Below are 14,704 nucleotides of genomic sequence, written 5' to 3' on the forward strand. Positions count from 1 at the left end.
AGCCGATGAACGACGAAGAATTTCCCCGTGACACCGAGCGCACCGGCGAGCCGCCGGTCGGCGCCCCCGAGGAGCTCACCGGGCGGCGGCGGCTGATCGCCGCCGTGTGGCCGCCCCGGGTGACCCGGGCTCAACTCATCGTGGCGCTGCTGCTGTTCGTCCTCGGCCTGGGGCTGGCGATCCAGGTGCGGTCGAACAGCGACAACAGCGCACTGCGCGGCGCGCGCCAGGAGGACCTGGTTCGCATCCTCGATGAACTCGACGACCGTACGCAGCGTCTTGAAGACGAGAAGCAGCGTCTGGACGATCAGCGAACGGAGCTCGAGAACAGCTCGGACCAGGCCGAGGAAGCGCGTAAGCAGACAGTGGAAAAAGAGCGGCAACTCGGTATCCTCGCGGGCACCGTGGCGGCGCACGGGCCCGGGATCACGCTGACCATCAACGACCCGGGCGGCGCGGTGGAGCCGGACATGCTGCTCGACGCACTCCAGGAGCTGCGTGCGGCCGGTGCCGAGGCGATCGAGGTCAACGGGGTGAGGGTGGTTGCCAATACGTACTTCTCCGGTGACGGCGGTGACATCAAGGTCGACGACCGGCACATCTCCGCGCCGTATGTCTTCCAGGTCATCGGCAAGCCGCAGGACCTGGAGCCGGCGCTGAACATTCCCGGCGGCGTCGTGCAGACGCTGGAAAAGGAGCAGGCCACCGTGCATGTGGCACAGGCTGACGACATCGTGGTGGATGCCTTGCGACCGGCGAAGCGGCCTGACTACGCTCGGTCGTCCTCCCAGTGATGCCGGCGGGTGCGTGGGTCGAAGGACACAGGCGCGAGGTTGCGGGGGGTCGCCGCATCGTAATGGTGACGCGTGGTGGAAACTGTCGAGTGACTACGGACGTTGTGAAGATGTCCGGGTCGGCAGGTGTGTTCATTCAGGGTTCGTCCTGCCCCACGGGCGGGTCTATTTCGGTCAAGGGGAATCGCCCGTGAAGTTGTTTGGGAAGTTGTTCGGCAAGAGCGCACGCGATGAAGCTGCCCGCCATCGCGCACCGCGCCATGGCCAAACCGATGAGCAGGGCACGGAGCGCCCGCTCTTCCGTGACGAGGTGGCGGGTGCGGGCGGTGACATTTCGGGTGGTTCCGGCGCGTCGTCTGTTGACCCTGCCGGTGCGGGCCGCATAGGTTTCGGAGATCCATCGACCTCAAGTGCGGGTGGAGGGTTTGCGTCCATGCCGGTCTGTACGAGGTGCGGTCATCGCAACGCCGAGGCCAGTCGTTTCTGCTCCAACTGTGGTGCGCCGCTGAGGGGTGGTGCTCCGTCCGAGCGCCCCTCGGAGACGACCTCGACCATCTCCATCTCCGGTCTCGAGGCGTACGAGGCGGAGGCCACGGGTCAGACGTCCGTGCCGTCGCTCTCGCCCGAGGCGCAGGCAGCCGTCGACGCCCTGCCGCTCGGCTCGGCGCTCCTGGTGGTGCGCCGCGGTCCGAACTCCGGCAGCCGCTTCCTGCTGGACAGCGAGCTGACCACGGCCGGCCGTCACCCGCAGAGCGACATCTTCCTCGACGACGTGACGGTCTCGCGCCGCCATGTGGAGTTCCGCCGGAGCCCCGACGGAAGCTTCACGGTCGAGGACGTCGGCAGTCTCAACGGCACGTACGTCAATCGTGAGCGCATCGACTCCGTCGCGCTGTCCAACGGCGACGAGGTGCAGATCGGGAAGTACCGGCTGGTCTTCTACGCGAGCCAGCGGGGCATCTGACCCGTCAGGGAAGGTCCATGCTGAGAACACCGACGGGCGGTGCCGGTCACGGCACCGTCACCGCCGACGACCGTGCGATGAGTATCGGCGCGGTGCTCCTGCAGCTGCGGGACGAATTTCCCGAAGTCACCATCTCCAAGATTCGCTTTCTGGAGGCCGAGGGGCTCGTCGAGCCGCAGCGGACGCCTTCCGGTTACCGGAAGTTCCGGCCCGACGACGTCGAGCGGCTGGCGCAGGTGCTGCGGATGCAGCGGGACCACTATCTCCCGCTGAAGGTCATCCGGGAGCACCTGGACGCCCTCGCCCGCGGTGAACAGGCGTCGCTGCCGTCCGCGGGCGGGCAGCGGGACCTGACCGACGGTTCCATCGACGCCGGGTCCGGGCAGGCGACCGCGGCACGGATCGGGCGCGCGGAGCTGCTGGCAGCCGCCGAGGTCACCGAGAGCGAGGTCGAGGAGTGGGAGTCGTACGGCCTTGTCGCTCCGACGGCCGAAGGCGGTTACGACGCCGAGACGGTGACCGTGGCCAAACTTGTGGCGGATCTGGGTCGATTCGGTCTCGAACCGCGTCATCTGCGGGCCATGCGGGGGGCTGCGGAGCGTGAGGCCGGGCTGATCGAGCAGGTGGTCGCTCCCCTGCGCCGGCACCGGAATCCGCAGACCAGAGCACATGCGGAGGCCACGGCGAAGGAGCTCGCGGAGCTGTCCGTACGGCTTCATTCGGCCTTTGTGCAGACCGCTCTGCGGATCCGACTCCACTGATCACGGGGGAGCCCGACTACCCAAACCTGCCGAGCACGTCCTAGGGTTGCTGTGTGAACGAGCTCGACGTTGTGGGTGTCCGGGTGGAAATGCCCTCCAACCAACCGATCGTGCTCCTGCGTGAAGTGGGAGGCGACCGGTACCTCCCCATTTGGATCGGTCCTGGTGAGGCGACCGCGATCGCCTTCGCCCAGCAGGGCATGGCTCCTGCCAGGCCGCTGACCCATGATCTCTTCAAGGATGTGCTCGAGGCCCTCGGCCAGGAGCTCACCGAGGTCCGCATCACGGACCTCCGGGAAGGGGTCTTCTACGCGGAGCTGGTCTTCGCCGGCGGGGTCGAGGTGAGCGCGCGTCCGTCCGACGCCATAGCGCTCGCGCTGCGCACCGGCACGCCGATCTACGGCAGTGACGGGGTGCTCGACGACGCGGGTATCGCCATCCCGGACGAGCAGGAGGACGAGGTCGAGAAGTTCCGGGAGTTCCTCGACCAGATCTCACCGGAGGACTTCGGTACCAACAGTCAGTGACCGTCCTGCGGAGGTGCCGTCAGCGCATCCGGCAAGCCATTCCCGGGAATGGGGCACGGGAAACCACCCTCAGGGTGATTATCACCCGGCGTGCCGAGTGTGGCGATCGTTGACGCACCCCGAGTGACTGCCTACCTTCGAGATGGCAGGTCAAGGACGGAGGTCGGCGTGAGAAACAGCGGCGACGGTACGGCAGCGGGTGGGCCGTATCTGCAGCATGGAAGTACAGTCGGCCACTCCATCAGGCAACCGGCTCAACCGGCGGCGATGGCAGGGGACGGTACGGCAGCGGCCGACGACATCGGATATCGCGGGCCGACGGCGTGCGCGGCGGCGGGGATCACCTATCGGCAGCTCGACTACTGGGCGCGCACGGGGCTCGTCGAGCCGAGCGTGCGTCCCGCCTACGGATCGGGCACACAGCGCCTCTACAGCTTCAGGGACGTCGTCCTGCTGAAGATCGTGAAGCGCTTCCTGGACACCGGTGTGGCGCTGCAGAACATCCGCACCACGGTCCAGCATCTGCGCGCCCGGGGGTTCCAGGACCTGGAGCGGATGACGCTCATGAGCGACGGCGCGACGGTCTACGAGTGCTCCTCGCCCGACGAGGTCGTGGATCTGCTCCAGGGGGGCCAAGGGGTCTTCGGCATCGCCGTCGGCGTGGTGTGGCGGGACGTCGACGCCGCACTGTCGCAGCTGCACGGCGAGCGGGTGGACACCGGCGAGACGTTGGTCGGCAACAACCCCACCGACGAGCTTGCCCGGCGGCGCAACCGCGCTGTCTGACCGCGTGCGGATCCGGGGTGCGGCGATTGTCAGTGCCGTAGGGCAGCATCGATTGATGTGAGAGCCGCGCCCACCATCCTCCATCTCGACATGGATGCCTTCTACGCCTCTGCGGAGCAGGCGGCGAAGCCCAGCCTGCGCGGCAAGCCGGTCGTGGTGGGTGGGCTGGGGCCGCGCGGGGTCGTCGCCACCGCGTCGTACGAGGCCCGGCGGTTCGGGGTGCACTCGGCGATGCCGACGGCGCAGGCCCGGCGCCTGGCCCCCAACGCCGCCTACCTGGTGCCACGCTTCATGCTGTACCGGACGGTGAGCGACCAGGTGATGGAGCTGCTCGGGCGGCTCTCACCGCTGGTGGAGCCGCTCAGCCTGGACGAGGCCTTCGTCGATCTGGAGGCCGGCGGGGTGGCCGACGACTCGGCCTCGGCACGGGCCGTCGGTGAACAGTTGCGGGACGCCATCAGAGCCGTCACCGGCCTCACCGGCTCGGTGGGCCTCGCGGGCTCGAAGATGCTGGCCAAGATCGCCTCGGAGGAGGCCAAACCGAACGGGCTGCTGCTCATCGAGCCGGGCACTGAGCGCGAGCTGCTCGCGCCCATGTCCGTGCGGATCCTGCCCGGCGTCGGACCGGCCACCGGGGACCACCTGCGACGCGCCGGGATGACCACGGTCGACGACCTGGCCGAGGCGGGGGAGGCGGAGCTCGTACGGCTGCTCGGCAAGGCCCACGGCGTCTCCCTGCACCGCATGGCCCTCGGGTACGACAACCGCCCCGTCGTCGCGGAGCGCGACGCCAAGTCGGTCTCGGTCGAGGACACCTTCGACATGGACCTGCACGACCGGGTCCGGGTCAGGACGGAGGTCGACCGGCTGGCCGACCGGTGTGTCCAGCGGCTGCGGGCAGCGGAGCGGTCCGGACGGACCGTGGTGCTGAAGGTCCGCAGGTACGACTTCTCGACGCTCACGCGGTCCGAGACGCTGCGGGGGCCCACGGACGACCCCGGGGTGGTCAGAGAGGCGGCCGCACGGCTCCTGGAGGCCGTGGACACCACCGGAGGCGTACGGCTCCTCGGAGTGGGTGTCACGGGGCTCGCCGACTACACCCAGGAAGATCTCTTCGCCCAGGCGGCCGGTGAGCGGGCCGCGCCCGACGACCCGGCCGCCGAGGACCCGGGCCCCGGCGAGCACGGGGACGAGCCGGCGGCCGGTGCACCGGAGCAGGAGACCCCCGAGCAGCTCGCGGCCCGGCGCTGGCCCGCCGGGCAGGACGTACGCCATGACGCCTATGGCCACGGGTGGGTCCAGGGCAGTGGGGTGGGACGGGTGACGGTGCGGTTCGAGGAACCCGAGTCGCCGCCCGGGCGGGTGCGCACGTTCCGTATCGACGATCCGGAGCTGTGGCCCGCGGATCCGCTGCCACTGGTGCGCGACCCCGTGGACTACTCGTCCTGGCCGGCCAGCCTGCCGAAGTCGCGGTCCGGTCCAGGCTCCTCGGGCGGCGAGTCCAGACCGTAGTGCCGGTAGAGCTGAAGCTCCTGTTCCGGCGAGAGATGGCGGCCCACGCCGAAGTCGGGTGCGTCCTTGATCAGTGCACGGTCGAACGGGATGCGGAGCGAATCGTCGACGAATTCGCTGGGCTCCAGCGGGACGAAGGCGTCTCTGCTGAACAGTCCGGTGCGGACGGCTGCCCACTCGGGGACACCGGTCGCGTCGTCGAGATACACCTCGTCGATGGTGCCTATCTTGGTGCCCTTGCGGTCGAACGCCTTGCGGCCGATCAGGCTCCGCGGATCGATGTCGGTCTGCACGGTCCCTCCCATTGGTCGCGGCTACTCCACAGGCACTACGAAAGTGCAGATCCGGGGCTTCGGCCACTCGAGACTTCCGAGACGAACCCCGCTGGTAGGCTGGCTGTGGCTGCTGACCCCGTGCGGGAGAGTCCTCCGGAGCAAATCCGGCAGGCGCCGAAGGAGCAAATCCTCCCCGGAATCTCTCAGGCCCCCGTACCGCACGGACGAGGTCACTCTGGAAAGCAGGGCGGGTTTCGTGGCGGCAGACGCCGGGACGGATCCCTTCCTCACCGACGGTGAAAGTCGGTACGCCGCAGGGCGGACCGGTGAAGCTCTCAGGTTGAGATGACAGAGGGGGAGGCCGTCCGGGCACCCGCGCCGCGGTGCCCCTCGCAGGTCGTGACAGACCAGGAGGCCTCCACCATGACCCCCCGTCGCACTCCGCTCTCCCAGCTGGAGCAGGGCATCCCCTTCGAACAGCGCCACATCGGACCCGATGCCGAGGCGCAGGCGAAGATGCTCGCCCAGGTCGGTTACGGCTCGCTCGACGACCTGACCGCGGCCGCGGTGCCCGATGTCATCAAGAACGCGGAGGCGCTGCAGCTGCCGACGGCCCGCACCGAGGCCGAGGTCCTGGCCGAGCTGCGCACCCTCGCCGACCGTAACCAGGTCCTCGCCCCGATGATCGGGCTCGGCTACTACGGCACCTTCACCCCGCCGGTGATCCTTCGCAACGTCATGGAGAATCCCGCCTGGTACACGGCCTACACCCCGTACCAGCCGGAGATCTCGCAGGGTCGGCTCGAGGCCCTCCTCAACTTCCAGACGATGGTCGCCGAGCTGACCGGGCTGCCCACCTCCGGCGCCTCGCTGCTCGACGAGGGCACTGCGGCAGCCGAGGCCATGGCGCTCGCACGGCGCGTCGGCAAGGTCAAGAACGGCGTCTTCCTGGTCGACGCGGACACCCTGCCGCAGACCATCGCGGTGATAGAGACCCGCGCAGAGCCGACCGGTGTCGAGGTGGTCGTCGCCGACCTCAGCGAGGGCATCCCCGCCGACATCGCCGAGCGCGGTGTGTTCGGCGTGCTGCTCCAGTACCCGGGAGCCTCCGGCGCCGTCCGGGAGATCAAGCCCGTCATCGAGCAGGCCCACGAGCTCGGCGCCGTCGTCACCGTCGCCGCCGACCTGCTGGCCCTGACCCTCCTCACCTCGCCCGGCGACCTCGGCGCGGACATCGCCGTCGGCACCACGCAGCGCTTCGGTGTGCCGATGGGCTTCGGCGGACCGCACGCGGGCTTCATGGCCGTGCGCGAGAAGTTCGCCCGCAGCCTGCCCGGCCGCCTCGTCGGTGTCTCCGTCGACGCGGACGGCAACAAGGCGTACCGCCTCGCCCTGCAGACCCGCGAGCAGCACATCCGCCGCGAGAAGGCCACCAGCAACATCTGTACCGCTCAGGTGCTGCTCGCCGTCATGGCCGGGATGTACGCCGTGTACCACGGCCCCGACGGACTGCGGACGATCGCGCGGCGCACGCACCGCTACGCCGCGATCCTGGCCGAGGGCCTGCGGGCTGCCTCCATCGACGTCGAGACCGACGCCTACTTCGACACGCTCACGGTGCGCGTCCCGGGCAGGGCCGCCGACGTCGTCTCCGACGCCCGTGAACGCGGTGTCAACCTGCGGTTCGTCGACGCCGACCTGGTCTCCCTCGCCTGCGACGAGACCACCACCCGTGCCCAGATCGCCGCGGTGTGGGCCGCCTTCGGTACCGACGGCGACATCGAGGCGCTGGACGGCGTGGCCGTCGACGCGCTGCCCGAGTCCCTGCTGCGCACCGACGCATTCCTCACCCACCCGGTCTTCCACCAGCACCGTTCCGAGACCGCGATGCTTCGCTACCTGCGCAAGCTCGCCGACCGCGACTACGCGCTGGACCGCGGCATGATTCCGCTCGGCTCCTGCACCATGAAGCTGAACGCGACCGCCGAGATGGAGTCCATCACCTGGCCGGAATTCGGTGCGCTCCACCCGTTCGCGCCGGCCGGGCAGGCGGAGGGCTTCCTCACGCTCATCCGTGAGCTGGAGGAGCGTCTCGCCGAGGTCACCGGATACGACGCCGTCTCCATTCAGCCCAACGCCGGCTCGCAGGGCGAGTTCGCGGGCCTGCTGGCCGTGCGCGCGTACCACCGGGCCAACGGCGACGACCAGCGGACCGTCTGCCTCATCCCGTCCTCCGCGCACGGCACCAACGCCGCGAGCGCCGTGATGGCGGGCATGAAGGTCGTCGTGGTGAAGACCGCCGACGACGGCGAGATCGACGTCGCGGACCTCCGCGCCAAGATCCAGCAGTACCGCGACGAGCTGGCCGTGCTCATGATCACGTACCCGTCGACGCACGGTGTGTTCGAGGAGCACGTCGCCGACATCTGCGCCGAGGTGCACGACGCGGGCGGTCAGGTGTACGTCGACGGCGCCAACCTCAACGCGCTCGTCGGCCTCGCCAAGCCGGGCCGGTTCGGCGGCGATGTCTCGCACCTGAACCTGCACAAGACCTTCTGCATCCCGCACGGCGGCGGCGGCCCCGGCGTCGGCCCGGTCGGCGTCCGCGCGCACCTCGCGCCGTACCTCCCGAACCACCCGCTGCAGCCCGCCGCGGGTCCCGAGACCGGCGTCGGACCGATCTCGGCCGCTCCGTGGGGCTCGGCCGGCATTCTGCCGATCTCGTGGGCGTACGTACGCCTGATGGGCGGCGAGGGTCTGAAGCGTGCGACGCAGGTCGCCGTACTCGCCGCCAACTACATCGCCAAGCGTCTGGAACCGCACTACCCGATCCTGTACACCGGCCCGGCCGGACTCGTCGCGCACGAGTGCATCGTGGATCTGCGGCCGATCTCCAAGGCGACCGGCGTCAGTGTCGACGACATCGCCAAGCGCCTGGTCGACTACGGGTTCCACGCGCCGACCATGTCCTTCCCGGTGGCCGGGACGCTGATGATCGAGCCGACCGAGAGCGAGGACCTTGCCGAGCTCGACCGGTTCTGCGACACGATGATCGCCATTCGCCACGAGGTCGAGAAGGTCGCCTCCGGCGAGTGGAGCGCGGACGACAACCCGCTCACCAACGCCCCGCACACGGCCGCCATGCTCGGCGGGGAGTGGAAGCACGGCTACAGCCGCGAGGAGGCCGTCTTCCCGGCCGGAGTCTCGGCCGCCGACAAGTACTGGCCGCCGGTGCGCCGGATCGACGGTGCGTTCGGTGACCGTAACCTCGTCTGCTCCTGCCCGCCGCTGGACGAGTACGACAACTGACCCACCCGTCGGGTGTGACGCGGACATGCGTCGGGGCCGGTGCGGAGATCTTCTCCGGGCCGGCCCCCGTTCGTACGGGCCGCGGTCAGGCGGCCTTCATCACCTGGCCGGTTCCCAGCGGCCGGTGCGGGGCGATGATCTGCCCGTCCGGGAGCAGCTCACCGGTGTCCTCGAAGAGCAGGACGCCGTTGCACAGCAGGCTCCAGCCCTGTTCCGGGTGGTGAGCCATCAGACGGGCGGCCTCCCGGTCGGCTGAGTCGGCGGTCGGGCAGGGTGGCTGGTGCTGGCACATGGGTGGGTTCTTTCGCTGCGTTGTAGTGAGTGTCCTGCGGCTTGATGAGGTGTTCATGGCCGCCCCCCGTATCAATCGGTCCGGTCCCAGTGTTGCCCCACGGGCGTCAATCCGCAGGGATTTCGCGGCAGCACTTCTCCTACTCCCATGACGCATCACCCGGCCGGACGGTTCAACACAACTGCACTGTCCCTTCGGGTGGTTCGGGGTGGCCGGACCGGACTAGTCCGGATGGCCTCCGAGTGCGTACGAGCAGTACTGTGCCCCGCCACCGGAAACGGCGACGGGGCAGAACACGGCAAACCGGCGGCGGGCTGTGGTCAGGCCGGTGAACCGAGCAGGGGACCAGGGCCAGGGGTGATACGCAGCGTCATCACGGGCAGCAGATCGGCGACCCGGTGCGGGCGGTGTGCCGCGATGCCGGGTGGGGCGGGAGCCAGCGGTACCAGAAGGTCGGTGGGGGCGAGGGATCCGCCGGACGCGTCGGCCTCGATGTCCTCGTGCAGCCACAGTGTCAGCATGTAGAGCTCGGGGATGGAGAGCAGGCGTGGCTGATAGTGCGGTGTCAGCGTCTCCGCCTGGCGCAGGGCGAGTTCGGTCGAGGCGATGTACGGACCCTCGAAGAAGTGGGAGAAGGTCCACCCGTCCGGGGTGAGCATGGTGTCCGCCGCAGCGACGGCCCGCTCCGAACTGCGGATCAGGAAGCGCCACGCGGCCAGGCGGGTGCGTGGTGCGAGCCCGCTCAGGCCGATCCGGTCCAGCACATGGACGGGGAGCGGGAGTTCGGGGCTCAGCGGTCCCTGGACGGACCGGAGAGCCGGGGTGCGGGCCTCGCGAACTGCGGTGGGTGAACCGAGTGCCGCGAGGACGCTGCGCAGGGCGGGCGCGGGAGCCGGAGGTACGTGCAGCGGCATAGTGGGTCGCCTCTCACTTCGGAGACACGGTGATGCGTGGGCGGGGGCAGACGGCGCTGTCGGCGTGCGGGGCCAGAGGAGGCCGGTGACTGGGCCGGTGCGTCAACTCTCTGCCTCGTCCGCGGAGTTTATACGACAGGTGTTCACACGGTGTTTCCGCTAGCCGCCTCAGGTATTGCCGGCAAGGCGGTATCCGGACTTTATTATGCGGAGAACCTGCTGATTCGGTGTGTGTGGCGCAGCTGCTGCCTGGTGTTTTTTCCCGGCCGCGGTCGGCCGAAACACGTCGACGATTTCGCCACCACCGCACGGTCGGAACGGCGCAGTGCTTCATGCCGACGGAATGTGCCCCCGGCCGCCGCACTGAGATTAGTGGGTCCGCGCTGTCCGTGGGGGCGTTATCGATCACCTGCCTGGGCATTATCGACCGTGACGCGAGCGGCCTGGGCCGCGGGCTGCCCACTCGAGGAGGGACGCTTCGATGGGGGAGAAGGTCGTGGCGGGCGCCTTTGACCTGTCCGATCGGCAGAGGTACCGGAGGAAACTCCACCTGTGCCTGGAGGGGTTGGGGAGGCTCCTGGCGGAGCAGAGGTTCGACCGCCCGCGCAACCTGATGGGCATGGAGATCGAGCTGAATCTGGCAGGTGCGGACGGCCTGCCGAGGATGATGAATGCGGAGGTGCTGGAGCGGATCGCGAGCCGTGATTTCCAGACCGAACTCGGGATGTTCAATTTGGAAGTAAACATAGTCCCGCACCGCCTGGACGGACGCGTATTCGATCAACTGGCCGAGGAGCTCAGGACCGGCCTCGGATATGCCCACCGGAAGGCCGGAGAGGTCGACGCCGGCATCATGATGATCGGAATACTGCCGACCCTCGACCACCGGGACCTGGTCTCGGCGAATCTCTCGGACGGGGACCGCTACGCGTTGCTGAACGATCAAATGGTGGCGGCGCGCGGCGAGGATTTCGCGCTCGATATCGAAGGCGTGGAACGATTGGTCTGTACCTCCACCTCGATTACGCCCGAAGCGGCCTGCACCTCGGTCCAGCTGCATCTGCAGGTGACCCCTGCGCGGTTCGCGGACGTGTGGAACGCGGCGCAGGCCGTCGCCGCCGTTCAGATCGCCCTGGGGGCCAACTCGCCCTTCCTGTTCGGCAGGGAGCTGTGGCGGGAGTCCCGCCCGCCGCTCTTCCAACAGGCCACCGACACCAGGCCGCCCGAACTGCAGAACCAGGGAGTGCGCCCGCGAACCTGGTTCGGCGAGCGGTGGATCAGTTCCGCGTACGAGCTCTTCGAGGAGAATCTGCGCTACTTCCCGCCGTTGCTGCCGATCTGTGACGAGGAGGACCCGCTCCAGGTTCTCGACGAGGGCGGGATGCCGGCGCTCCAGGAACTCGTACTGCACAACGGTACGGTCTACCGCTGGAACCGGCCGGTGTACGGGCTGGCCGACGGCGTACCTCATCTCCGCGTCGAGAACCGCGTCCTGCCCGCCGGGCCCACCGTCACCGATGTGATGGCCAACGCCGCGCTCTACTACGGCCTGGTGCGGGCGCTCGCCGAGGAGTCCCGCCCGGTGTGGACCAGACTGCCGTTCGCCGCCGCGGCCGAGAACTTCGACACCGCCTGCCGCAGGGGCATCGACGCCGAGCTGATCTGGCCGAGGCCCGGCCGGTCGGGCGGGCTGACCCGGGTGCCGGCCGTCAAGCTCGTACGGGACGAACTGCTGCCGCTCGCCGCGGCGGGGCTCGATGCCTGGAACATCGAGCCCGCGGACCGCGACCACTACCTCGGGGTCATCGAGGAGCGCTGCAAGCGGCGGGTGAACGGGGCGTCCTGGCAGGCGGACACGTACCACCGGGGGCTGGAGGCCGGGCTCGCACGGGACGCGGCGCTCGGGGCGACGACGCGCCGGTATGCCGAGCTGATGCACAGCGGCGAACCCGTGCACACCTGGCCGGTCGGTTTCCCGGACAGTCCGTAGACCGGCGTGGCTCGCCGCTGTGTCCGGTGAGCCACGTGCGCGCTGTTCGACTTCCCCTCACCTGGGCGGACTGCGCTCCCCTGGAGTCAGCCGGCGTGGTGTCGTACAGACCCGTCGAACCGTTCGGCATCGGCTGGAGTGCGGAGAAGGCCGCGGCGAGCTTCAAGCGGTGGGTGCCGCCGCCCTTCACGGGGTCGCCGAGCCGGGCGGTCGGCACCAGTCGGCGGTGGTCCTTGGCGCCGTCGAGCGTGGCGGCGAACTCCCACAGACCGATCTCGTCGTTCGGCGTGAACCGGCCGAGGGCCTGGATCAACGACGCCTTGGTGACATCCATCCGGGACCGATTGCGTACCGGAACGATCGTGGCCATGGAACCGGAGGCATCGACGACCGCGGTCAGCCGCGGGCCCTGCACAGTGATCGTCCACATGCCGAGCGTCTCCTGGACGTCCTCGGTGGACGGCGCGATGGCGGATGAAGTGGCGTAGGGCTGGGGTGTTTTGCCGCCGGCCGATGTGACCAGCGCCTGCCCGGCCGTCCCGTCGGTCGGCCTGAAGCCGTGTTTCCTTTACTTGGAGAACGGCAACAGGCCGGCCTGCGCAGCAATTGCCGTACCCGCCGCCACAGCGAGGACGAGCATGGTGGCGACGACAACGGTGCGGCGGCGTGGCGGAGAAGTGTCCCGGTCGGTCGCGTCGCGTAGTCATCGGGCAAGCTGTGGCGTCGCATGTCGGTGGTGCCGCTCCTTGAGGATGAACAAGGAGAAGGGGGGCCGCACCATCACCAGTGGTGGTCGCCCCCGGCCGATCGAGCATGATCTTCGTACCTGCATTCGAGGCCCTCGTGGGACGGGGAGCAGGATGAGACGCGAATGCACAACGGAAGGCGGGTGTACAGGTGGAGGAGGGGCGCGTGGCTGATTCTTTCCCTCAGGAGGACGTGTCGCGACGGATCCTGCGGTCCGAAACGGTGCTGGTGCTGGCTCTGTCGCTGGGTGCCAGCGCGGTGTCCGCCCTGATCAGTTTTGTCGGATCACTGACGAAACCGGGGGCTTTGAAGGAGCAGGCGGCGACGCTCAACAGCTCCTACGCGCCAGGACGCCCTTGGCTGGATCTCGCCTGGCAACTCTTCGGTATCGCCACGGCGCTGGTCCCCGTCGCGCTGGTGGCGCATCTGCTGATCAGGGAGGGGGCGAGCCTGCGCGTCATCGGTTTCGACCGGACCAGGCCCAGGTCGGACCTGGGGCGCGGCGTGTTGATCGCGGCGGGGATCGGCAGCGCCGGCCTCGCCTTCTATCTGCTGGCGCGGGCCGCCGGGTTCAACCTCACGGTGGTTCCGGAGTCGCTTCCCGGCGTGTGGTGGAAGTATCCGGTCCTGATCCTGTCCGCGCTGCAGAACTCCGTGGTCGAGGAAGTGATCGTCGTCGGGTATCTGCTGCGCAGACTCGGGCAGTTGGGGTGGACGCCGATGGCCGCCCTGGTGGCGAGTTCGGTGCTGCGCGGCTCGTACCACCTCTACCAGGGGATCGGCGGGTTCATCGGCAACATGGTGATGGGCGTCGTCTTCGTGCTGCTCTACCGGCGATGGGGGCGCGTGGGCCCGCTGGTCGTGGCACATGCGCTGCTCGACATCGGGGCGTTCGTCGGGTACGCGCTGCTGGCCGGGAAGGTGGGGTGGCTGCCGACGCCGTGAGTGGGTCGCGCGGAAAGAGGGGGGCATACGGGCCATTGCGTACGCCCCCTCTCCCGTCGGTCAGAAGGTGGTCAGCAGTTCTCCGTCGACGACTGTCACCGCGCTGCCCGTGAGCAGTGTGCGGTCGCCGCGCAGCGAGGTGCGGACCAGGCCGGAACGGGCAGAAGCCTGCAGACCGGTCAGCTCGTCACGGCCGAACCGGGCCGACCAGAAGGGCGCCAGGGCGGTGTGGGCGCTCCCGGTCACCGGGTCCTCGTCGATACCGACCCGGGGGAAGAAGCCGCGGGAGACGTAGTCGTAGCCACGGGACGGGTCCTCGGCGGCGGCCGTGGCGATGATGCCGCGCCGTGAGCAGGAGGCCAGCCCGGCGAAGTCCGGGGTCAGTCCGCGCACGGACTCCTCGTCGGCCAGTTCGACGAGCAGGTCGCCGATGTGGGCGCCGGTGTCGTGGACGGTCAGCGGTTCCGCGCCCAGGGCGACGGCCAGTCCGGCCGGGGTGGAGGCCGGGGTGAGCGGGGCCGTGGGGAAGTCGAGTGTGAGTGAGCCGTCCGGGTGGGCGGTGGAGGTGAGGATGCCGCAGCGGGCGGCGAAGCGCACCGTTCCGCCGGCCGTTCCGGTCGTGTGCAGGACGTGGGCTGTGGCGAGGGTGGCGTGCCCGCACATGTCCACCTCGGTGGCAGGGGTGAACCAGCGCAGCGCCCAGTCCGCCTCTCCGCCCGGAGGCAGGGGGTGTGCGAAGGCGGTCTCGGAGAGGTTCATCTCCAGGGCGACCTGCTGGAGCCGGTCGGCTTCGGGGAAGACGTCGGAATCCAGGAGCAGGACGGCCGCAGGGTTGCCGGTGAAGGGGCGGTCGGTGAACGCGTCGACGATTCGGATCCTCATGGGACG

Annotated in this window: 13 protein-coding genes, 1 pseudogene and 1 riboswitch; of the genes and pseudogenes, 9 read left to right on the forward strand and 5 right to left on the reverse strand. The window is 69.2% G+C overall.

The features are described from left to right. The first annotated feature begins 5 nt into the window (after positions 1–5). From OHB49_RS34665 to OHB49_RS34690, 6 genes are all read left to right on the forward strand, one after another. Positions 6–794 carry a DUF881 domain-containing protein gene (locus OHB49_RS34665; protein ID WP_329164848.1) on the forward strand — a complete coding sequence of 263 codons (789 nt, stop codon included), beginning with the start codon at positions 6–8 and terminating at the stop codon, positions 792–794. Positions 795–984: 190 nt separating this feature from the next. After that, the gene (locus OHB49_RS34670; protein WP_078853054.1) at positions 985–1,758 is read left to right on the forward strand and encodes an FHA domain-containing protein; all 774 of its coding nucleotides are present in this window, start codon (positions 985–987) and stop codon (positions 1,756–1,758) included. Positions 1,759–1,775: 17 nt separating this feature from the next. Then, a complete protein-coding gene (gene ftsR, locus OHB49_RS34675; RefSeq protein WP_329164849.1) occupies positions 1,776–2,519 on the forward strand; it encodes a transcriptional regulator FtsR in 744 nt (247 codons plus the stop codon). A gap of 53 nt (positions 2,520–2,572) precedes the next feature. Further along, positions 2,573–3,046 carry a bifunctional nuclease family protein gene (locus tag OHB49_RS34680; protein ID WP_030921587.1) on the forward strand — a complete coding sequence of 158 codons (474 nt, stop codon included), beginning with the start codon at positions 2,573–2,575 and terminating at the stop codon, positions 3,044–3,046. 168 nt (positions 3,047–3,214) lie between these two features. Beyond that, positions 3,215–3,832 carry a MerR family transcriptional regulator gene (locus OHB49_RS34685; protein WP_329164850.1) on the forward strand — a complete coding sequence of 206 codons (618 nt, stop codon included), beginning with the start codon at positions 3,215–3,217 and terminating at the stop codon, positions 3,830–3,832. A 57-nt stretch (positions 3,833–3,889) separates the two neighbouring features. Further along, positions 3,890–5,344, forward strand: a complete 1,455-nt coding sequence (locus OHB49_RS34690) for a DNA polymerase IV (protein ID WP_329164851.1) — start codon at positions 3,890–3,892, stop codon at positions 5,342–5,344. Here the strand turns inward: OHB49_RS34690 and OHB49_RS34695 are convergent. Next, entirely contained in the window at positions 5,269–5,649 is a 381-nt protein-coding gene (locus OHB49_RS34695) for a PRC-barrel domain-containing protein (protein ID WP_030979528.1), read from the reverse strand. The two genes, OHB49_RS34690 and OHB49_RS34695, sit on opposite strands and share 76 nt — an antisense overlap. Positions 5,650–5,750: 101 nt before the next feature. After that, a riboswitch (glycine riboswitch) is annotated at positions 5,751–5,848 on the forward strand. Between the two features lie 194 nt (positions 5,849–6,042). On the opposite strand from OHB49_RS34695, the gene gcvP reads away from it, so the two are divergent. After that, entirely contained in the window at positions 6,043–8,928 is a 2,886-nt protein-coding gene (gene gcvP / locus OHB49_RS34700) for an aminomethyl-transferring glycine dehydrogenase (RefSeq protein ID WP_329164852.1), read from the forward strand. A gap of 85 nt (positions 8,929–9,013) precedes the next feature. Here the strand turns inward: gcvP and OHB49_RS34705 are convergent, their stop codons facing one another. Both OHB49_RS34705 and OHB49_RS34710 read right to left on the reverse strand, forming a co-directional pair. Next, on the reverse strand, positions 9,014–9,220 hold the full coding sequence (locus OHB49_RS34705) for a DUF5999 family protein (RefSeq protein WP_030921602.1): 207 nt from the start codon (positions 9,218–9,220) through the stop codon (positions 9,014–9,016). A gap of 320 nt (positions 9,221–9,540) precedes the next feature. Further along, positions 9,541–10,134 carry a hypothetical protein gene (locus OHB49_RS34710; protein WP_329164853.1) on the reverse strand — a complete coding sequence of 198 codons (594 nt, stop codon included), beginning with the start codon at positions 10,132–10,134 and terminating at the stop codon, positions 9,541–9,543. A gap of 481 nt (positions 10,135–10,615) precedes the next feature. Here OHB49_RS34710 and OHB49_RS34715 point away from each other — a divergent pair, with 481 nt between their 5' ends. Beyond that, positions 10,616–12,124 carry a glutamate-cysteine ligase family protein gene (locus OHB49_RS34715; RefSeq protein WP_329164854.1) on the forward strand — a complete coding sequence of 503 codons (1,509 nt, stop codon included), beginning with the start codon at positions 10,616–10,618 and terminating at the stop codon, positions 12,122–12,124. 10 nt (positions 12,125–12,134) lie between these two features. Here the strand turns inward: OHB49_RS34715 and OHB49_RS34720 are convergent. Next, a pseudogene (locus OHB49_RS34720) lies at positions 12,135–12,689 on the reverse strand (hypothetical protein); the annotation flags it as partial. 347 nt (positions 12,690–13,036) lie between these two features. On the opposite strand from OHB49_RS34720, the gene OHB49_RS34725 reads away from it, so the two are divergent. Beyond that, positions 13,037–13,816, forward strand: a complete 780-nt coding sequence (locus OHB49_RS34725; protein WP_030979534.1) for a CPBP family intramembrane glutamic endopeptidase — start codon at positions 13,037–13,039, stop codon at positions 13,814–13,816. Positions 13,817–13,876: 60 nt separating this feature from the next. On the opposite strand, the gene OHB49_RS34730 is transcribed toward OHB49_RS34725, so the two are convergent. Next, positions 13,877–14,698 (reverse strand): PhzF family phenazine biosynthesis protein, encoded by an 822-nt coding sequence (locus OHB49_RS34730; protein ID WP_329164856.1) that lies wholly within the window; start codon positions 14,696–14,698, stop codon positions 13,877–13,879. Positions 14,699–14,704: the final 6 nt, after the last annotated feature.

The sequence above is a fragment of the Streptomyces sp. NBC_01717 genome (genome assembly GCF_036248255.1).
Classification (GTDB): domain Bacteria; phylum Actinomycetota; class Actinomycetes; order Streptomycetales; family Streptomycetaceae; genus Streptomyces.

What these genes read in the sequence shown, in the direction of transcription:
- OHB49_RS34665 (WP_329164848.1), top strand. Translation starts at nt 6, where the DNA reads ATGAACGACGAAGAATTTCCCCGTGACACCGAGCGCACCGGCGAGCCG.
- ftsR (WP_329164849.1), top strand. Translation starts at nt 1,776, where the DNA reads ATGCTGAGAACACCGACGGGCGGTGCCGGTCACGGCACCGTCACCGCC.
- OHB49_RS34695 (WP_030979528.1), bottom strand. Translation starts at nt 5,649, where the DNA reads ATGGGAGGGACCGTGCAGACCGACATCGATCCGCGGAGCCTGATCGGC.
- gcvP (WP_329164852.1), top strand. Translation starts at nt 6,043, where the DNA reads ATGACCCCCCGTCGCACTCCGCTCTCCCAGCTGGAGCAGGGCATCCCC.
- OHB49_RS34705 (WP_030921602.1), bottom strand. Translation starts at nt 9,220, where the DNA reads ATGTGCCAGCACCAGCCACCCTGCCCGACCGCCGACTCAGCCGACCGG.
- OHB49_RS34710 (WP_329164853.1), bottom strand. Translation starts at nt 10,134, where the DNA reads ATGCCGCTGCACGTACCTCCGGCTCCCGCGCCCGCCCTGCGCAGCGTC.
- OHB49_RS34715 (WP_329164854.1), top strand. Translation starts at nt 10,616, where the DNA reads ATGGGGGAGAAGGTCGTGGCGGGCGCCTTTGACCTGTCCGATCGGCAG.
- OHB49_RS34730 (WP_329164856.1), bottom strand. Translation starts at nt 14,698, where the DNA reads ATGAGGATCCGAATCGTCGACGCGTTCACCGACCGCCCCTTCACCGGC.